The organism is Tepidiphilus sp. J10, assembly GCF_006980785.1.
GTDB lineage: Bacteria > Pseudomonadota > Gammaproteobacteria > Burkholderiales > Rhodocyclaceae > Tepidiphilus > Tepidiphilus olei.
This window is the reverse complement of sequence record NZ_SBHP01000001.1, coordinates 447,630-464,875: the sequence shown is the minus strand read 5'-3', so window position 1 is coordinate 464,875 and position 17,246 is coordinate 447,630. Positions and strand designations below refer to the sequence as shown.

At 65.0% G+C, this 17,246-nt stretch carries 19 protein-coding genes; 4 read left to right on the top strand and 15 right to left on the bottom strand.

All coding sequences use genetic code 11. From position 1 onward, the window contains the following. Positions 1-56: 56 nt before the first annotated feature. From EPD81_RS02295 to ybgC, 13 genes are all read right to left on the bottom strand, one after another. Positions 57-1,349, bottom strand: a complete 1,293-nt coding sequence (locus tag EPD81_RS02295) for a glycosyltransferase family 4 protein (protein ID WP_142803803.1) — start codon at positions 1,347-1,349, stop codon at positions 57-59. Between the two features lie 141 nt (positions 1,350-1,490). Next, positions 1,491-1,982: a VOC family protein gene (locus EPD81_RS02290; protein ID WP_142804239.1), complete on the bottom strand. Its 492-nt coding sequence runs from the start codon at positions 1,980-1,982 to the stop codon at positions 1,491-1,493. A gap of 60 nt (positions 1,983-2,042) precedes the next feature. Then, complete coding sequence (locus EPD81_RS02285) at positions 2,043-2,756, bottom strand: response regulator transcription factor (RefSeq protein ID WP_142803802.1); 714 nt, start codon at positions 2,754-2,756, stop codon at positions 2,043-2,045. Then, positions 2,753-4,828, bottom strand: a complete 2,076-nt coding sequence (locus EPD81_RS02280; RefSeq protein ID WP_142803801.1) for a PAS-domain containing protein — start codon at positions 4,826-4,828, stop codon at positions 2,753-2,755. The genes EPD81_RS02285 and EPD81_RS02280 overlap by 4 nt, the downstream gene beginning before the upstream one ends. 74 nt (positions 4,829-4,902) lie before the next feature. Next, positions 4,903-5,586: a 7-cyano-7-deazaguanine synthase QueC gene (gene queC / locus EPD81_RS02275; protein WP_142803800.1), complete on the bottom strand. Its 684-nt coding sequence runs from the start codon at positions 5,584-5,586 to the stop codon at positions 4,903-4,905. 40 nt (positions 5,587-5,626) lie between these two features. Then, the gene (queE, locus tag EPD81_RS02270; RefSeq protein WP_142803799.1) at positions 5,627-6,277 is read right to left on the bottom strand and encodes a 7-carboxy-7-deazaguanine synthase QueE; all 651 of its coding nucleotides are present in this window, start codon (positions 6,275-6,277) and stop codon (positions 5,627-5,629) included. Further along, entirely contained in the window at positions 6,274-7,038 is a 765-nt protein-coding gene (ybgF, locus tag EPD81_RS02265; RefSeq protein ID WP_142803798.1) for a tol-pal system protein YbgF, read from the bottom strand. Before ybgF ends, queE begins: the two co-directional genes overlap by 4 nt. A gap of 14 nt (positions 7,039-7,052) precedes the next feature. Next, complete coding sequence (gene pal / locus EPD81_RS02260) at positions 7,053-7,577, bottom strand: peptidoglycan-associated lipoprotein Pal (protein WP_142803797.1); 525 nt, start codon at positions 7,575-7,577, stop codon at positions 7,053-7,055. Positions 7,578-7,629: 52 nt separating this feature from the next. After that, a complete protein-coding gene (gene tolB, locus EPD81_RS02255) occupies positions 7,630-8,922 on the bottom strand; it encodes a Tol-Pal system beta propeller repeat protein TolB (RefSeq protein ID WP_142803796.1) in 1,293 nt (430 codons plus the stop codon). Between the two features lie 71 nt (positions 8,923-8,993). Then, the gene (locus tag EPD81_RS02250; RefSeq protein ID WP_142803795.1) at positions 8,994-9,944 is read right to left on the bottom strand and encodes an energy transducer TonB; all 951 of its coding nucleotides are present in this window, start codon (positions 9,942-9,944) and stop codon (positions 8,994-8,996) included. 7 nt (positions 9,945-9,951) lie between these two features. Continuing rightward, positions 9,952-10,386 carry an ExbD/TolR family protein gene (locus tag EPD81_RS02245; RefSeq protein ID WP_142803794.1) on the bottom strand — a complete coding sequence of 145 codons (435 nt, stop codon included), beginning with the start codon at positions 10,384-10,386 and terminating at the stop codon, positions 9,952-9,954. Between the two features lie 16 nt (positions 10,387-10,402). Beyond that, positions 10,403-11,077, bottom strand: coding sequence for a protein TolQ (gene tolQ, locus EPD81_RS02240; RefSeq protein ID WP_142803793.1), 675 nt, complete (start codon positions 11,075-11,077; stop codon positions 10,403-10,405). A gap of 19 nt (positions 11,078-11,096) precedes the next feature. Further along, positions 11,097-11,516 (bottom strand): tol-pal system-associated acyl-CoA thioesterase, encoded by a 420-nt coding sequence (gene ybgC, locus EPD81_RS02235; protein WP_142803792.1) that lies wholly within the window; start codon positions 11,514-11,516, stop codon positions 11,097-11,099. Positions 11,517-11,689: 173 nt separating this feature from the next. Here ybgC and EPD81_RS02230 point away from each other — a divergent pair, with 173 nt between their 5' ends. Genes EPD81_RS02230 through EPD81_RS02215 form a run of 4 tightly spaced genes read left to right on the top strand, consistent with a single transcriptional unit; the run spans position 11,690 to position 15,544 of the window. Then, complete coding sequence (locus tag EPD81_RS02230; RefSeq protein ID WP_142803791.1) at positions 11,690-12,754, top strand: STAS domain-containing protein; 1,065 nt, start codon at positions 11,690-11,692, stop codon at positions 12,752-12,754. Between the two features lie 13 nt (positions 12,755-12,767). Then, complete coding sequence (gene hslV / locus EPD81_RS02225; RefSeq protein WP_142803790.1) at positions 12,768-13,304, top strand: ATP-dependent protease subunit HslV; 537 nt, start codon at positions 12,768-12,770, stop codon at positions 13,302-13,304. Continuing rightward, positions 13,301-14,626 carry an ATP-dependent protease ATPase subunit HslU gene (hslU, locus tag EPD81_RS02220; protein ID WP_142803789.1) on the top strand — a complete coding sequence of 442 codons (1,326 nt, stop codon included), beginning with the start codon at positions 13,301-13,303 and terminating at the stop codon, positions 14,624-14,626. The genes hslV and hslU overlap by 4 nt, the downstream gene beginning before the upstream one ends. A 9-nt stretch (positions 14,627-14,635) precedes the next feature. After that, the gene (locus EPD81_RS02215) at positions 14,636-15,544 is read left to right on the top strand and encodes an AEC family transporter (RefSeq protein ID WP_142803788.1); all 909 of its coding nucleotides are present in this window, start codon (positions 14,636-14,638) and stop codon (positions 15,542-15,544) included. Between the two features lie 144 nt (positions 15,545-15,688). Here the strand turns inward: EPD81_RS02215 and ruvA are convergent, their stop codons facing one another. Continuing rightward, positions 15,689-16,303 carry a Holliday junction branch migration protein RuvA gene (gene ruvA / locus EPD81_RS02210; protein WP_142803787.1) on the bottom strand — a complete coding sequence of 205 codons (615 nt, stop codon included), beginning with the start codon at positions 16,301-16,303 and terminating at the stop codon, positions 15,689-15,691. Further along, positions 16,300-17,241 (bottom strand): prenyltransferase, encoded by a 942-nt coding sequence (locus tag EPD81_RS02205; protein WP_142803786.1) that lies wholly within the window; start codon positions 17,239-17,241, stop codon positions 16,300-16,302. Before EPD81_RS02205 ends, ruvA begins: the two co-directional genes overlap by 4 nt. Positions 17,242-17,246: the final 5 nt, after the last annotated feature.

The following is a 17,246-nucleotide window of genomic DNA, read 5'->3' as shown; positions in this document are numbered from 1 at the left end:
TGCCCTTGAGGAAAATCCCCCGCCCCTCTGGCGAAGGACGGGGGAAGGTTAGCACATCAGCCACCCGCCGGAGCGGGGGCAGAAAGAAACGGGTGTCCTCTCGTTCTACCCAGGTCTCGCACCCACGCCATCTGCTTGGGCAGGCAGACCGTGGCCAGATCGTAGTGCGCCTGGGCAAATGCCCGCGCATTTGCGCCCAGTCTTTGCCGCGCCGCCGGATCGTCGAGCAGGGCGCACACTTCGTTTGCGAGCCCCTCGAGGTCGAAGAAATCCACCAGCCGGCCGGTGTCGCCGTGGCGGATCGCCTCGCGCACCGGGGCGGTGTCGCTTGCCACGATCGCGCAGCCCACGCTCATCGCTTCCAGCAGGCTCCAGGAGAGCACGAAGGGGTAGGTGAGATAGACATGGACGGAAGAGAGCTGCAAGAGCGCCACGAACTGGGGATAGGGGATGTTGCCGAGGAAATGCACCCGCGCCCAGTCGGCGTCGGGCAGCTGCGGACGCACTTCTTCGAAGAAGATTTCGCGCCAGGTGCGTTTGCCGCCATAACGCGCCGGGTCGGGCCGGGCGCCGTAGCTCACGTCGTTGCCGCCCACGAGGAAGACCCGCGCCTTGGGGCGGCGGCGCAGGATGGCAGGCAGCGCCCGCATGAAGACGTGGTAGCCGCGATAGGGTTCGAGATTGCGATTGACGAAGGTGATGACTTCATCGCTGCGGGTCAGGGTGAGCTCGCCGTTGACCGTCAGGCGCACCTGCGGGTTGGGCACGAGGGTGCGGGTGTCGATGCCGTCGTGCACCTCGGTGATCCTGTCGCGAAAGCGCGGCGGAAAGGTGCTCGCCTGCCAGTGCGTGGGGCTGATGCCGGCATCGGCCACCTCGAAGTGCATGAGGTTGTTGAGATTCTTCAAACGGATGCGGCAGACTTCGCCCGGGTCGGTGGCGGGAAACTCGGGATCGAAGCCGACGTCGGTGCCTTGCGGATGGTAGTAGAACTCGCAATAGAGCCCCAGTTTGACCTGCGGCCAGACGTCCTTGAGAAAGAGGCTCTCGCCCCAACCGGGGTGGGCGATGATCACGTCGGGCGTAAAGCCCTGGGCTTTCAGCTGCAACGCGGCGCGAAAACACGCCTCGCCCCGGATCACCTTGGTCTCGAAGTCCGATACCCACGGGTGCACGCCCGGCGTGGTGCCGCGCGTCACGCCATAGGGAATGAGCCGCACCCCTTGCCATTGGCGCACGGGCACTTGCGGCATCGTCATCGCCACCACTTCGTGCCCCTGCCGCGCGAGCGCCGGGGCGAGGTGCTTGAACTGGCCGGGGAAATGCCGCTGGATGAAGAGCAGTTTCATGCGACGATCCGTAGCCGTCCGGGTTTGAGGAACCTGGCGCGCGTGCACACGCGCGCTAGACCCGTGCGCTGGAGGGCGACCCAGGGGTAAAAAATGGGTGTCCCTTGGTTCCTGCCAGCACTCGACAGCTTCCAGACAAAATCAGCGTGCCGCAGCGGCGATCGTCGCGTACGCTTCGATCACTTCCGGCGGAGCCTGGACGAGCTCGATGAGCACGCCTTCGCCGCTCACGGGGAATTCGTCGTTGCCCTTGGGGTGGATGAAGCAGATGTCGTAGCCGGCCGCGCCGCGGCGAATGCCGCCGGGGGCGAAGCGCACGCCATGCGCCGAGAGCCACTCGACCGCCTTGGGTAGGTCGTCGACCCACAACCCGACGTGGTTGAGTGGGGTGGCGTGCACTGCCGGTTTTTTCTCCGGATCGAGCGGCTGCATCAGATCGACCTCGACCTTGAAGGGGCCCGCGCCCAGGGCGACGATGTCTTCATCCACGTTTTCGCGCTCGGAGCGGAAAGTGCCGGTCACCGGCAGGCCGAAGAGCTCGACCCACAGGCGGGCGAGCCGCGTTTTGTCCAGCGCACCGAGGGCGATCTGCTGAATGCCGAGGATGCGGAATGGGCGGGAAGGATCGTTCATGGTCATGGTATGGGTTCGGTCGCGGGGAAGGAAAAAAAATAATTTTACTCCCAGCGGATTCTACTCCCAGCGCACGGGAGCGGCGAAGAGATAGCCCGCGCCATAGACCGTCTTGATGAGGCGCGGGTCGTGCGGATCGTCGCGCAGCTTGCGCCGTAGCCGGGAGATGCGCACGTCGATGCTGCGATCGTACGATTCGACGGGTCGATTTCCCACGAGACGCTCGCGCGAGAGGATGCGGTTGGGGTGGCTGAGAAAGAGCATCAGCAGCTGCGCCTCGGCGGTGGAGAGCCTCGTGCTGTCTCCTTGCGGATCGGTGAGGGTGTGGCTTGCCGGGTCGTAGCGCCAGCCGGAGAAATGTGCGATGCCCCGTGCCGCGTCGGAGGAGGGGGTGGCGGTCTTCTGATAGCGGCGCAGGATGGAGCGGACCCGGGCCACCAGCTCACGCGGCTCGAAGGGTTTGACGAGATAGTCGTCCGCTCCCAGCTCCAGTCCCAGCACGCGGTCGGCCACGCCTGCGCGGCCGGTGAGAATCAGCACGGCGCAGGGATGCAGGCGTTGCATCTCGGCGATCAGCGCCAGCCCGTCCATGTCCGGTAGCCCCAGGTCGACGATGGCCAATTCCGGCGTACGGGTGCGCACGGCGTCGAGCGCGGCCCGGCCGCTCGCAGCCACGTCACACGCGAAGCCGAATTCGCTCAGGCTGCGACAGATGAGACGGGCGACGTCGGGGTCGTCTTCGACGACGAGCAGATGGGCGTCGGGAGCGTTCATCGGGGCATTCCTGCGGCAAGGCGCTGGGCGGCGACGAGCGCCCGGGAGAGTTGGGCCTGGGTACAGGGTTTGGGCAGGACGATGTAGCCATCCACCGGGGGGCCATCGTCGTGGGCATAGCCCGTGACCAGCACGGTAGGCAGTGCCGATCGTAGCATACGAGCACGGGCGATGAGACGGCGCCCGTCGAGTTCCCCCGGCATGACGGCATCGGTGACGAGGAGTTCGATCTCCTCCACGTGTTCGAGCAATTCCAGCGCTTCGTGCGCGTTGGCCGCTTCCAGCACGGTGTGTCCCAACGCCATGAGCTGCTGGCGCAGGACGTGGCGCACCGGCAGTTCGTCTTCCACCAGCAACACCATGCGGGGAGGAGAGGGCGGGGTCTCGGCCTCTTCCTCTCGGTTTGCTCCTCGAACGTCGGCCGCTGCCGGTGCCAGGGGTAGGGCAAAGGAGAAGGTCGTGCCGCGGCCGGGTTCGCTGCGTACCTGGATGTCGCCACCGGACTGACGTACGAAGCCATAGACCATCGCCAGCCCCAGGCCGCTTCCCTGGCCGAACGGCTTGGTGGTGTAGAACGGCTCGAAGACACGGGTCAGTTGCTCTGGGGCCATCCCGCATCCCGTGTCGCTGACGTCGAAGCGCACATAGTCGCCGACGGGGATGTCGGAGGCCACGCCTTCATCGCGGTGCCAGGGGCGGACTCGGATCGTCAGTGTGCCGCCGCGCTCGGCCATGGCGTCGCGGGCGTTCAAGGCGAGATTGAGGAGCGCATTCTCGAGCTGATGCGCGTCGGCGTAGGCGTAAAGAGGAGCCGAGGGGAGGTCGAGCACGATGGCGATGGTCTCCCCCAGGGTGCGCTCGAGGATCACACCCATGGAGCGTACCAGCTCGCCGACTTCGACCGCCTGCGGTGCGAGCGGCTGCGAGCGTGCGAAGGTGAGCAGGCGGCGGATGAGCGCCACGCCCCGGGTGCTCGCCGCGAGGGCCGGTTCCAGGTATTCGCGTACGGCGCTGGAGTCGCCGAGATAGCGTTTGAGTCCTTCGAGGTTGCCGATGAGGGTGGTGAGGAGGTTGTTGAAATCATGCGCGACCCCACCCGTGAGCTGCCCGATCGCTTCCATCTTCTGCGCCTGGATGAGGGCGTTCTGATGTGCTTTCTGCTCGGTGATGTCGATCGAGAGCACGAAGAAACCCACGACCGCGCCATGCTCGTCGCATTCAGGCACGACGGTGCTACGGGCATGGACCAGCCGGCCCTGGGCGTTGCGGCGGGCGTATTCGTAGCTGACGGTCTCGCCGGCGTGGGCGCGGGTCAAGTGGGCCGCGATCTGGGTGTAGGTGTCGGGTCCGGTGATTTCGGCCACTGGGCGGCCCACGATCTCGTCCTGTTCGAGACCGAACCATTCGGCGTAGACCCGGTTGGCGAAACGGTAGCGCTCGTCGGCATCCAGATAGGCCACCATGGCCGGGATCGAGTCGAGGATGAGTCGCAGACGCTCTTCCGAGCGGCGCAAGGCCTCGGCGGTCTGATCGAGTTCGACCTGGGCGGCGCGCAGCTCTTCGTTGGCCCGCGCGAGCGCCGTCGTGCGCTCGGCTACCCGGGCTTCCAAGGTCTGGTTCTGCTCTTCGATGAGGCGCTCGTAGCGCCGCTGCTCGGTGATGTCGGTCCACAGCGACACGAACCCGAGGTTGGGGATGGGCACGCCGCGTACCGCCAGGATGCGGCCGTTGGGGCGTTCGCGTTCGAAATAGTGCGGCTGGAAGGCGCGCGCGGCCATCACCCGTTCGGCCACCAGGCGCTCAATGTCGCCCTCGCCGTATTCGCCGCGCTCGGCGTTGAAACGGGCGAAGGCTTCGAAAGGCGTGCCTTCATGGACGAGGTTTTCGGGGAAATCGAGCAGACGCTGCATGGCCCGGTTCCAGGCCACGAGTTTGGGGGTGGCATCGAATACAGCGATCGCCTGGTCGAGTAGGTCGAGCCCGGCGAGCAGCAGGTCGAGCCGGCGCCGATCGCCGGGACCGACGAGGCTGGAAGCAGTGGGCAGTTCCGGTGGAGTAGGAGTACGGGCCATCGTGCGCTAGACCGTGCGGTTTGGTGTCAATGCTACGACGATCGCCGCGTGTTTGCCAAGCAACGACCGTGTCCTTAGCGATAAGGGGTCGGATCCGGGACCCCCGCTTTGGCGAACCCTTGGGCGCGCAGCCGGCAGGCATCGCAGCGGCCGCAGGCACGCCCCGCTTCATCGGCTTGGTAGCAGGAAACGGTGAGGGAATAATCCACGCCGAGTTCCAGCCCGCGGCGGATGATCTCGGCTTTCGAGAGCCGCATGAGCGGGGTGTGGACGCGAAAACGCGCCCCTTCGACCCCGGCCTTGGTGGCGACGTTGGCCAGTGCCTCGAAGGCGGCGATGAATTCCGGCCGACAGTCGGGATAGCCGGAATAGTCCACGGCATTGACCCCAATGAAGATGTCGTAAGCCCCGATCACCTCGGCCCAGGCGAGCGCCACCGACAGGAGCACGGTGTTGCGCGCTGGCACATAAGTGACGGGAATGCCTTCGCTCGGTGTCTCGGGCACGGCGATCGCCGCATCCGTGAGCGCCGAGCCGCCAAATACGCCCAGATCGACCCGGGCGACGCGGTGCTCGACGGCGCCCAATGCTTGGGCCACGCGCGCCGCGGCCGCGAGTTCCGCGTCGTGCCGCTGGCCGTAGGCCACCGACAGGGCATAGGGACGAAAGCCTTCGGTGCGGGCGATGGCGAGCACCGTGCTCGAGTCGAGCCCGCCGGAGAGCAGCACCACGGCGTTGCGGGAGGGGACATCATTCATCACAGGGGTCCTCGCTCAAGAGGCGATGGGCGATGAGGCGTTACTTGCCGCGCGTGTCGCCCCAAAGAATTTTGTGCAATTGCAGCTGGAAACGCACCGGCAGGCGGTCGGCCAGGATCCACTCGGCCAGCAGCGCGGGCGGCAGCGACCCGGCTACCGGTGAGAAGAGCACGGTGGCACGGCGGGCGAGCCCGTGGCGCTCGAGCACATCCTTGGCCCACTCATAGTCGGTGCGGTCGGCGAGCACGAACTTCACCTCGTCGTGCGCGCGCAGGTGTTGGAGGTTGTCCCACAGGTTCTTGTCGGCTTCGCCCGAACCGGGGGCTTTGAGATCCATCACGCAGCGCACGCGGGGGTCGAGTCCGACGATGGAGATCGCCCCGCTCGTCTCGAGCGAGACGCGATGCCCCGCATCGAGTAGCGCCGTGAGCAGCTCGTGGCAGGCCGGCTGTGCCAGAGGCTCTCCGCCGGTGACGCAGACTTCGGATAGCCCCAGGGCGCCCACCCGCTCGAGGATTTCGTCGATCGAGAGACGATCGCCGCCGCTGAAGGCGTAGGTCGTGTCGCACCAATGGCAGCGTAGAGGACAGCCGGTGAGGCGCACGAAGACGGTAGGCACGCCCACCGTCGTCGATTCTCCCTGAATGGAGGCGAAGATCTCGCTGACCCGCAGACGATCTCGCGTTTTCATCGCCCCAGACGTTGGCGGGCAACTTGACCCGCCGGGGTATTGGGATGACGTTCCACGAGACGCTTGAGCATGTCGATGGAGCCGACTTCATCGCCCATGCCTTGCAGAGCATTGGCTAGCCCCAGCATGGCGTCTGGGGCGAGCTCGTGTTTGGGGTGATCGAACACCACGCGGGCGAAATGGCGGCGTGCGGTCTCGTATTCCTTGAGCTGTAAAGCAGCCGTGCCGGCCCAGAAATGCGCTTGAGGAATCTGCGGATCGTTGGGATGTTGGCGCAGGAAGTCCTGGAATGCCGCAAGCGCTCCTTTGGCGTCCCTCGACTGGAGTTTTCCGAGGGCTGCATCGAAATCGGCTTTCGCATTGCCAGACGAGGCGGGGGCGCCTTGGGTGGTGGGCTGGGCAGGCGGAGTGGCGGCGGGCGCGGCCGATCCCGTGGCGCCGGCACCCAGGGCCGTGAGACGGGCATCGAGATCGAGATAAAAATCCCTCTGCCGTTTTTCGATCTGTTCGAGTTTGTATTGCAGCTCTTCGATGCGGCCGGTGAGGCGGCGCATCTCTTCACGCAAGCGCTCGAGGTCGTTGCTCTGGGTAACTTGCGCGCGCGCCAGGTTGTCGACGCGCTCGCCGAGGGTCTGCACCTGTTGGCGTAACTCGGCCACCCCCTGCCGCGCCTGATCGTCGGAGAAGATCGCGAATGCCGGACGGCAAAAAGCCGCCGAGGCGATAAGGACGTAGAGCAGCCAGACAGGGGGCTTGGGCATCGAACGCGCCTCCGTCAAAATTCACCCGAATATAGAATGTCGGCACGACGGTTTTGCGCGTAGCATTCTTCGGTGCGATCGGTGCAGATGGGCTTCTCCTCGCCCAGGCTCACCGCTTCGACCTGATCTTCGCGCGCACCGAAGGTCAGCAGTGCGTTCTTGACCGCCTCGGCGCGTTTTTGACCCAGCGCCAAGTTGTACTCACGGCTACCGCGCTCGTCGGCGTTGCCCTGGATCAGGACTTTGAAATCCGGGTTTTGCGCGAGGAAGCGACCATGGGCCTGCACCAGCGACTGGAACTCCGGCTTGACGACGTAGCTGTCGAAGTCGAAGTAGATGCTGCGCTTGGACAGGGGGCTGTTGGGGTCGCGCAGGGCGGCCAGTGCGGCGCTGCGTGGGGAGGTCGGCGTCACCGTGGTCACGGCGCCCACGTTGCGGTCTTCGACGCTTCCCGTGCCTTCTTCCACGGTGCCGGTCGAGGAACAGGCCGAAAGGATGATCCCGAGACAAAAGACCGCGGGAGTGAGTAGTTTTTTCATTTGTTTCACGGTTCCTGTGCAATGGTTGAAAAGGGAACGAACACAAAGGACCTCAGCGCGGTAGCGGCCCCCAGGCCGGTTCCCGCACGTCGGCTCCCTCGGCCGAGAGGCGAAGGCGAACTTTGCCATCGGTCGAGACGGCGAAGAGGGATCCTCGTCCGCCGAATTCTGAAGCATAGACGATCATGCGTCCGTTGGGCGCGAACGAAGGCGATTCGTCGCGCGTGGAATCGGAGAGGATGAGCTGCTGGCGCGTTTGCAGGTCGAGGAGCGCCACCTGATAACGCCCTTGGTTGCGCGTGACGAAGGTGAGCAGCTTGCCGTCGGACGAGACGTCGGGGCTGACGTTGTATTCGCCTTCGAACGTGATTCGTTCGGCCGCGCCGCCGCTCGCCGGCATGCGGTAGATCTGGGGCGAGCCGCCGCGATCGGAGGTGAAATAGATATGGCGGCCGTCGGGGGAAAAGACCGGTTCGGTGTCGATGGCATGGCTGCGCGACAGACGGACGGGCGTGCCACCCATGACCGGTACGAGGTAGATCTGGGAGATGCCGTCGCGAGTGAGCGCCAGGGCGATGCTTTGCCCATCGGGAGAAAAGGCCGGTGCGGAGTTCGAGCCCTTGAAATTGGCCACCACGCGGCGCTGGCCGGTGGCGAGCTCATGCACGTATACGATTGGTTTCTTCGCCTCGAACGAGACGTAGGCCACCTTGGTGCCGTCAGGGCTCCAGGTCGGCGAGATGATTGGTTCCTGCGAGATGAGCGCCGGGACCGAGTTGCTGCCGTCGGCCTCACTGATGCGAAGTTCGTATCGATTCCCCTGTTTGACGACGTAGGCGAGCCGTGAGGCGAAGTAGCCGGGGATTCCGGTGAGCTTTTCATAGACGAAGTCGGCGATGCGGTGCGCGGTGGCCCGGGTTTGCGAGGGGGTGAAGCGGTAAAGGATGCCGCCGAGATCGGCCTGGCGCCGCGTGTCGAATACCCGCACCCGAACCTCGTATTGACCCGCGCCCAGGACGGTAGCGCTACCGGCGAGCACGGCATCGGCGCCGCGCGCGGCGAGGTTGGCATAATCTGGGATCTGATCCTCGGGCAGCCGTAGGAGGCCGACATCGACCAACTGGAAGATGCCGCTCTTGGCGAGATCCTGACCGACGATCTGGGAAATCGGGGTCGGCAAGAGCTCTTCACCGGCCAAATAGGGGATGGCGATGGGAATGCGTTGACCGCCGGCGCCGGTGATTTCGACGGTCAGCTGCGCCCGTGCAGGCAGCGCCGCGCAGGTGGCGAGCAACAGCGTGACGACTAGACGCCAGTGGAAGAGGTGATGAGCGAATCCCCGCATCGCGATCATCCGTAAGATTCGAAGCGGCAAGTTTTGCACAAATTCCCTTTGCTGGCAACGCATTCACGTGCTCATTGCGCCAATGGCCGCAGCTTGAGAGTGAGGGTGCGCTCGAAGAGCCGCTTGTCTTCGGGTAGCGGCAGGGGGCTGGAGCGCCGGATCGCGCGCTCGAGGGCGGCGTCGAGCGCCGGATTGCCGGAGGATTGTACCAGGCGGACGTTGATGACCGTCCCGTCCGGCAGCTGGTCGACGATGAATACCGCTTCCGGGTTTCCTTGCACGCCCGGTGGAACGACGATGTTGCCTCGCACCTTGGCGCGGATCTGGTCGATGTAGGTGGCGCGGGCCTGCTCCGACGGGCCACCGGGGGCGCCACCGGTGCTCGGAGTCTGCGCTGGCGCGTTGGGGCTTTGCTGGCGCAAGCGCGCCTCGGCGAGCTTGGCGAAGTCGTCGAGCGGCGGTTCCTTCTTCGGTTCGGGTTTCTTCGGCTCGGGCTTGGGGGGCTCTTTTTCCGGTTTGGGCGGCTCTTTCTTCGGTTCTTCCTTGGGCGGTTCTTTCTTGGGTTCGGGTTTTTTCGCCTCTTCCTTGAGCGCGATGTCGGGTTTCTCCAGCGCGGAGGGCTTGGGTTCGGCTTTGGGCGGCTCGGGCTTGGGCGGAGGCGCCGGCGCCGGCTTGGGCGGTTCCGGTTTGGGCTCGGGTTTCGGTTCCGGCAGGGGCTTGGGGGGCTCCGGACGAGGTTCCGGTTTGGGTGGAGCGGGTTCCGGTTTGGGCTCGGGCTTGGGTGCCGGCTGAGGACCCGGGGTGGGGTCCGGGTTTTTGGCGAGCTGTGTGTGGGCGGCCTGTGGTGCGGCCACGAGATCGACGAGCAAGGGCGAGGGCTCGCCGACTTTCCATCGAACCGAGAAAGCGATGAAGGATAGGAGCAGCAGGTGCAGCCCCACGGCAAGCATCATGGCAAGCAGTTTGCCTTGCCTGCTGCGACGGGGCGAGGGGGCGGAGGAGCGGAAAAAAGGCTCTGCCATGAGGGGCTCAGGGCGCGGTGGCGCCTCCGGTCGGCGATCGCGGGGAACTGCTCGTCTGCAAGCTGATGCGGGTGTAGCCTTCGTTGCGCAGCCGGTCGAGCGTGTCCATGATTTTCTCGTAGGTGGCACGACGATCTCCGGCCACGACGATCGCCAGGTTCGGATCCTTGGCTTTGAGCGCCTGTAGCTCGCGCAGAAGCGTCGGCCCGTCGACGTTCTTTTCGGGCGCGGCGGGGTTCGGCTTGAGTGCAAGGCTACCGTCGGCCCGCACGATCACGATCGCTGCTTGCGAGGGAGGTGCAGGCAGATTGCCCACGCTGGGCAGCTCGACGTTGCCCAGCTGGATCATGGGGGCGGTGACCATGAAGATCACCAGGAGCACCAACATGACGTCGATGTAGGGTACGACGTTCATCTGGTTCATCAACTTGCGTTTGGCCATCGGAATGCCTCCGGCGTCAGCGCAGCTGCCGTTGCAGCAGGTTCGTCAGTTCTTCCATGAAAGTCTCGATGCGTACCGACAGGCGCTCGATGTCATGGGTGAAGTGGTTGTAGGCCACCGCTGCGGGAATGGCGGCGAAGAGGCCGATCGCCGTGGCGATGAGCGCCTCGGCGATGCCCGGTGCAACGTGCGACAGCGTGGCCGAAGTCATGTTCGCCAGGCCGCGGAAGGAGTTCATGATGCCCCAGACCGTGCCGAGCAAGCCGATGTAGGGTGCCACCGAAGCGGTGGAGGCGAGGAAGGACAGGTGTGCCTCCAGTTCGTCCATTTCGCGCTGATAGGCAGCGCGCATGGCCCGGCGAACGCTCTCGAGTTCGGCCGCAGGGTCGAGCGAGCGACTGCGCTGGCGCAGGAATTCGCGCCATGCGGCAAGGAAGACGAGCTCCATGGGACCGGCATGTTGTAGGCGTGTTTCGGTCATGCGCGCGAGCGTTTCGAGGTCGCTACCCTGCCAGAAACTCGTCTCGAAGGCATCGGTGCGTCGGCGTGCGTGCCGGACTTGGAAAATCTTGCGGAAAATCCAGTACCAGGACATGACCGACAACAGGACGAGGATGAGCATGACCAGTTGGACCGGCACGCTGGCTTGCAGGATCAGATGGGTAAACGACAAATCGGTGGTGACGTTCATGGTGGACGGAATGGTGGGCTCAGGAAAGGGGGATCTGCGTGCGTAAGACGGCTGGAAGCGCGACTGGCCGGCCACGCTGCAGATCGACGCAGGCCACGGTGACCTCGGCGTCGAAGATCGGCAGCGTATCGCGCCAGAGCCGTTGTGTAAAGACGATGCTGGCGCGCGCCAAGGCGTGTACGCGGGTTACCAGTTGTAACCGGTCGTCGAGCCGTGCCGGGTGGCGATAGTGCGCCTGCAGCCGATGCACGACGAACCCGATTCCGTGTTCGCGCATCAGCCGACTTTGCGAGAAACCGAGGGCGCGCAAAAATTCGGTGCGCCCGCGCTCGCAAAAACGGAGATAGTTGGCATAATAGACGACACCGGCGCAATCGGTGTCTTCGTAATAGACGCGGATCTCGAGCGTGTGGGCAGCGGCAGGGGCAGAGGGATCCATGATGAAGCCGATTATAGCGTATCGGCCGGGGGCCAGACCCTTGAAGAATCGCCGAGCGCCGCGGTCGGCAAACCTGTGGTTGCGCCGCAGGGAAGATCGTTCGCCGTGCCTCTGGAGATTGGCGTGGCGCGATTCTGCAGGTAGACTGCAAAGATCGGGAGGAGCCCTGCGGTATGAACCACGATCCGGACGATCCGTTCGCCTTCGAAGAGGACGCCTTGGCCGCGACGGCCCTGGCAGTCGAAGACCTGTTCATGGGGCGAGACGCCGTGCAGGAGGCGGGGATGTATTGGGCGCGAGGGGACGAGGTCTCTGCTCTCTCGACCCTGGAGCGCTTTCTCGCCGATAGCGCCGCGCCCAAAGAGGCGTGGTGGGTGCTGTTCGACATGCTTGCGGCCCGTGGGGATCGCAAACGATTCGAGGAGGCGGCGCTGGCCTACGCCGTGCACTTCGGATGCTCTCCCCCCGTGCTCGGTGACGACGGCGAGGCTCATGGATCCAAGCTGCCTGGTGCCCCTCTGGTCGTCTTGCCCATGAACCTGGATGCTTCTGCGTTCGCTCCGTTACAGGAGCGGCTGTTGCGCTTGACCAAAGCGGCCTCGGAAATTCGTCTGGATGCTGCCCGATTGCGTCGGATCGAGCCCTCGGGGGCGGCCTTGTTGTTGGCCTTGCTAAAAAAATTGCTCGACAAAGGGGTCAAGATTCGATGGCTACGCCTCGATGTCGCCCTTTCGGTGCTGGAGCAAGCGCGCCGCAAGGCAGGTGACGACCGTGCCCTATGGGAGTTGGAGATCGTTTGGCGTACTGCAGCGGGGCAAATGGAGCGGGCCGAATCGCTGGTGGTCGATTTTGCCGGAACCTTCGAGGCCATTCCGCCCGTATGGATGAGCGATCCGGCCTGTGTCGGAGCCGAATCCTCTCCTGCCGGCGATGCCTCTGCCGTGCCCGATGTTCCGGAAGGCGAGTTGGCGCTGACGGGAGACGTAGACGAGCGCTCGATCAGCGACCTGGTACAGGAGATCCTGAATCATTCTCGCGATCACGACTCCATCGTCATCGATTGTCGCGACCTCCGTCGTGTGGATTTCGTCGCTGCGGGCATGCTCTACAATGCCTTCGCCGCGCTCAAGGGGCAAGGCAAGCAGGTGATCCTGCGCAACGTCAGCCAAGTGGTGAACGCCCTCTTCGATGTACTGAGCATGAGTCAAGTCGCCACGATCCAAACGAAAGTCTATTAACCGAAGGAGTCTCATGGAACCCTATCACGGCACCACGATCCTGTCGGTGCGCCGCGGCACCATGGTGGCGCTGGGGGGCGACGGGCAGGTCACTCTGGGTAACGTGGTCGTCAAGGCCACGGCGCGCAAGGTGCGCACGCTCTATCACGGCAAGGTCCTCGCCGGTTTCGCCGGGGCCACGGCCGACGCCTTCACCCTTTTCGAGCGCTTCGAGTCCAAGCTCGAGAAGCACCAAGGACATCTGCTGCGCGCCGCGGTCGAGCTCTCCAAGGATTGGCGCACCGATCGCATGCTGCGCCGGCTGGAGGCCATGCTCGCGGTGGCCGACCGCGAGCATTCCCTCATCCTGACTGGCAATGGTGACGTACTCGAACCCGAGGAGGGGATCGTCGCCATCGGCTCGGGTGGAGCTTATGCCCAGGCGGCGGCCCAGGCGCTATTGCGCCACACCGCGCTGCCGCCACGAGAGATCGTCGCCGAATCCTTGCGCATCGCCGGTGATCTGTGCATCTACACCAATCAAAACCACGTCATCGAGGTGCTGGAATGACCCCGCTCACCTGCCGCGAGATCGTCTCGGAACTCGACAAGTACATCGTCGGCCAGCACGAGGCCAAGCGCGCCGTGGCCGTGGCGCTCAGAAACCGCTGGCGCCGCGCCCAGGTGCCCGAGCCGCTGCGCCACGAGATCACCCCCAAGAACATCCTCATGATCGGTCCCACCGGCGTGGGCAAGACCGAGATCGCCCGACGGCTCGCGCGGCTTGCCAATGCACCTTTCATCAAGATCGAGGCCACGAAATTCACCGAGGTCGGCTACGTGGGGCGCGACGTCGACACCATCATCCGTGATTTGGTCGAAATCGCCATGAAAGAGGCCAAGGAGCGGGCCATGCGTCGAGTGCGCGACCGAGCGCGTGACGCCGCCGAGGATCGCATCCTGGACGTGTTGCTGCCGCCGGCGCGTTCCTTCGGCGACGAGCCGGTGCCGACCGAGAGCGCCACGCGGCAGAAATTCCGCAAGATGCTGCGCGAAGGCCAGCTCGACGAAAAAGAGATCGAAATCGAGGTGGTCTCACCCGCCGTGCGTGCCGAGATCTTCGGCCCGCCAGGCATGGAAGAGCTCACTCAGCAGCTGCAGGGGCTTTTTCAGACGCTGGGCAGCGGCAAGCGGCGCACGCGCAAGATGCGGGTGTGCGAGGCGATGGAAGTGCTCACGGAAGAAGAGGCCGCCAAGCTGGTCGATGACGAAGAGCTCAAGCAGGAAGCACTGCAGGCCGTGGAGCAAAACGGCATCGTCTTTCTCGACGAGATCGACAAGATCGCCGCGCGCCAGGAATCGGCAGGGACCGACGTCTCGCGCCAGGGTGTGCAGCGCGATTTGCTACCGCTGGTGGAAGGAACCACCGTGGCCACCAAGTATGGCATGGTGCGCACCGACCATATCCTCTTCATCGCTTCGGGCGCTTTCCACCTGAGCAAACCGAGCGACCTCATTCCCGAGCTGCAGGGGCGCTTCCCCATCCGGGTCGAGCTCGACAGCCTCACGGTAGACGACTTCGTGCGCATCCTCACCGAGACGGAAGCGAGCCTGGTGGAGCAGTACCGGGCGCTGTTGGCCACCGACGGGGTGGAACTCGAATTCGCCCCCGACGGTGTGCGACGGCTCGCCGAGATCGCCTGGGCGGTGAACGAGCGCGTCGAGAACATCGGTGCGCGGCGTCTATACACGGTGATGGAGAAACTCCTCGAAGAAGTTTCTTTCCGTGCCGGAGGGGAGCCGCTGCCACCGGTGGTGATCGATGCTGCCTACGTCGATGGGCGGCTGGCCGATTTGGCTGGCGACGAGGATCTGGCACGCTACGTGCTGTGAGGCACGGTCGTGCTCGCACAGCGCATCGTCGAAATCCTCTTCCCCCTCTTCGCCTTGGTGGCGTTGGGCTACGTCGTCGGCAAGCGCCACCGCCCCGAGCTCTCGGGAGCGAACCGGCTCAACATGGACGTCTTCACCCCGGCGCTCGTCTTCGCCGCGCTCGCCGGCCGGCATGTCGATGTCAGGGAGTATCTGTCCCTCGTGCTTGCTGCCGCGGTCCTCGTGTGCGGCTCGGGGCTGATGGGGTGGGGACTTGCCCGTCACCTGCGGCAGGAGGTGCGGACGCTCGCCCCTCCGATGATGTTCAACAATTGCGGTAATCTCGGCTTGCCTCTCGCCTTGTTGACCTTTGGTGAGGTGGCTTTGCCCCCCATGGTGGTGCTCTTCATCGTCAGCAACTTGTTGCACTTCAGCCTGGGAGTGTGGTTGCTCGATCGCCGTGCCCGGCTGTTCCATCTCTGGCGCGTGCCCACGCTGCTGGCCGCTTTCGCCGGGCTTGCCGTGGGCGCGGCGGGTTGGACGGTTTGGCCGCCCTTGCTCACCACCATCAAGATGTTGGGTGACATTTCGATTCCGCTCATGCTCTTCGGCCTCGGCGTGCGCCTGGCCGAGACGCCCATTCGCGCTTGGCGTTTGGGGACGATCGTCGCCGTGGCCCGCCCCCTCGCGGGCATGGCGCTCGCCGCGGCGATGATCGGTCTCTACCGGTTGATGGGGGTGCGCCTGGAGCCGCTCGAGTCGGCGCTGTTGGTGATCTTCGGTGCTCTGCCGCCAGCGGTGCTCAATTACCTGTTCGCTGAACGCTATGGCCAAGAACCGGACAAGGTCGCGTCCATCGTTCTGGTCGGCAACCTGGCCGCGGTGCTCTTTCTGCCGCTTGCCTTGGCGATGGTGCTGGCGCTCTTCCCTCCGGGCTAAGGAAACGCTGAATGATTGGCTGCGCGGGCGAATCGCTGCGTTGCGCGGTGCTTGCTCCCTCGCCTATCCACTCAATATGTCTCGGTCGCTGCGCTACCTTCCGCCTTGCGCTTCATCCCGCTCGCTCATTTCTTCAGCGTCTCCCTAACCCACCGGCGCCAAGGACTTGAGCGCGAGCCGTATGCCGGAGGCTGTGTCGGTCTGCGGCGGGAGGTCTGCCACGGCGCGCAGCGCCTCGCGCTCGGAGTAACCCAGCGCCAAGAGTGCGGCGACGATCTCGGTGCGCACGGTCTCTTCTACGGCGCAGGCACCGATCGAACCGGCCTCGGTCGATGGGGTCGTGCCGCTGGGTTGGAGCGATCCCGTCTTGTCCTTGAGCTCGAGCAGCAAGCGCTCGGCGGTCTTCTTGCCGATGCCGGGAATTTTGACGAGCCGACCGCCGTCTTGCAGCAAAACGGCTTCGCGCAGCTCGCGCACGCTCAGGCCCGAGAGGATGGCGAGCGCCGTACGCGCACCGATGCCGGCGATGCGAATGAGCTGGCGGAAGGCATGGCGCTCTTCTTCCGTGGCAAAGCCATAGAGCTGGTGTTCGTCCTCGCGCACCAGGAGATGCGTGCGCAGCGTCACTTCCTGCCCGATCGCCGGTAGGGTGTAAAAGGTGCTCATGGGTACGAGCAGCTCGTAGCCGAGGGGTCCGGTATCGACGAGGATCCGAGGCGGGGCCTTTTCGCGGACGATACCGCGCACGAGTCCGATCATGCCGAAATCCACAGGGTGAGGGTGAGCACGACGCCGTAGCCGATGGTGGCGGCAAGCGTGCGGGTGATGGCCGGACGCAGTTTTGCCGGCTCGCCGGCATGCTTTTTCAAATGGTCCGTGGCTGGCACGAGGGCGAGCAGCGGCAACAATGCGCCGAGCGCGAGGGGGGGCAATCCTCCGGCCCCGATGAGGCCGAGGTGCCAGCCGCCGGCGTACAGACCCAGCAGGGACAGGCCGCGGGAGGCACGCTCGGGACCGAGTCGCACGACCAGCGTGCGTTTGCCGGCAGCCGCATCCGCCTTGGCGTCGGGGAACTGATTGACGTAGAGGATGGCCGCGACCAGGATCGCATACGGCAGACCCACAAAGGCGGGCACGGCGGAAAGATGGCCGACCTGGACGTAGTGCGTGCCGACGATCACCAGCAGCCAGGCCGCGGTGATGACGACTTCTCCCAGCCCCCGGCCGGCAAGCCGCAAAGGGGGCGCGGAATAAGCCCAGCCGAGGAATAGCCCTGCAAGACCGATGGGGACGAGCAGCGGTCCGCTGGTGAGGGCGAGCGCGAGCCCTGCCGGCACCACCAGGGCGAGCGCTCCGTAACCGAGCCAGGCGGTTTCGCGCGCCGTGAGCACCTCGTTCTGGATGAAACGCGAGCCGCCGGTGAAGGGATAGAGCCGGTCGTGATTGAGTCCGTCGGTGTCGCGATCGTGATAATCGTTGATCACGTTGGCCCCGGCGTGGGCCATCAGGGCGAAGACGAGCGTGGCCAGTGCCGCCCAGGGTCGCAGCGCCGCGCCTTCGTAAGCTGTGAGCGCGAGCCCAAGCAGCACCGCGACGAGGGTGACCACCAGAAAGGCCGGGCGCGTGGCGAGCAGCCAGACGATGGGGCGAGCACGCAGACGGGCATCGGGTTCGAGAGAGAGGGAACGGATGGGCATGGACG

Bases quoted from the DNA above. Each gene is read 5' to 3' on its own strand.
- tolQ (WP_142803793.1), bottom strand. From the start codon at position 11,077: ATGAACGTCACCACCGATTTGTCGTTTACCCATCTGATCCTGCAAGCC.
- EPD81_RS02290 (WP_142804239.1), bottom strand. From the start codon at position 1,982: ATGAACGATCCTTCCCGCCCATTCCGCATCCTCGGCATTCAGCAGATC.
- ybgC (WP_142803792.1), bottom strand. From the start codon at position 11,516: ATGGATCCCTCTGCCCCTGCCGCTGCCCACACGCTCGAGATCCGCGTC.
- EPD81_RS02230 (WP_142803791.1), top strand. From the start codon at position 11,690: ATGAACCACGATCCGGACGATCCGTTCGCCTTCGAAGAGGACGCCTTG.
- EPD81_RS02280 (WP_142803801.1), bottom strand. From the start codon at position 4,828: ATGGCCCGTACTCCTACTCCACCGGAACTGCCCACTGCTTCCAGCCTC.
- hslV (WP_142803790.1), top strand. From the start codon at position 12,768: ATGGAACCCTATCACGGCACCACGATCCTGTCGGTGCGCCGCGGCACC.
- ruvA (WP_142803787.1), bottom strand. From the start codon at position 16,303: ATGATCGGACTCGTGCGCGGTATCGTCCGCGAAAAGGCCCCGCCTCGG.
- queE (WP_142803799.1), bottom strand. From the start codon at position 6,277: ATGAAAACGCGAGATCGTCTGCGGGTCAGCGAGATCTTCGCCTCCATT.
- tolB (WP_142803796.1), bottom strand. From the start codon at position 8,922: ATGCGGGGATTCGCTCATCACCTCTTCCACTGGCGTCTAGTCGTCACG.
- EPD81_RS02205 (WP_142803786.1), bottom strand. From the start codon at position 17,241: ATGCCCATCCGTTCCCTCTCTCTCGAACCCGATGCCCGTCTGCGTGCT.
- EPD81_RS02295 (WP_142803803.1), bottom strand. From the start codon at position 1,349: ATGAAACTGCTCTTCATCCAGCGGCATTTCCCCGGCCAGTTCAAGCAC.
- queC (WP_142803800.1), bottom strand. From the start codon at position 5,586: ATGAATGATGTCCCCTCCCGCAACGCCGTGGTGCTGCTCTCCGGCGGG.
- hslU (WP_142803789.1), top strand. From the start codon at position 13,301: ATGACCCCGCTCACCTGCCGCGAGATCGTCTCGGAACTCGACAAGTAC.
- EPD81_RS02285 (WP_142803802.1), bottom strand. From the start codon at position 2,756: ATGAACGCTCCCGACGCCCATCTGCTCGTCGTCGAAGACGACCCCGAC.
- pal (WP_142803797.1), bottom strand. From the start codon at position 7,577: ATGAAAAAACTACTCACTCCCGCGGTCTTTTGTCTCGGGATCATCCTT.
- EPD81_RS02245 (WP_142803794.1), bottom strand. From the start codon at position 10,386: ATGGCCAAACGCAAGTTGATGAACCAGATGAACGTCGTACCCTACATC.
- ybgF (WP_142803798.1), bottom strand. From the start codon at position 7,038: ATGCCCAAGCCCCCTGTCTGGCTGCTCTACGTCCTTATCGCCTCGGCG.
- EPD81_RS02250 (WP_142803795.1), bottom strand. From the start codon at position 9,944: ATGGCAGAGCCTTTTTTCCGCTCCTCCGCCCCCTCGCCCCGTCGCAGC.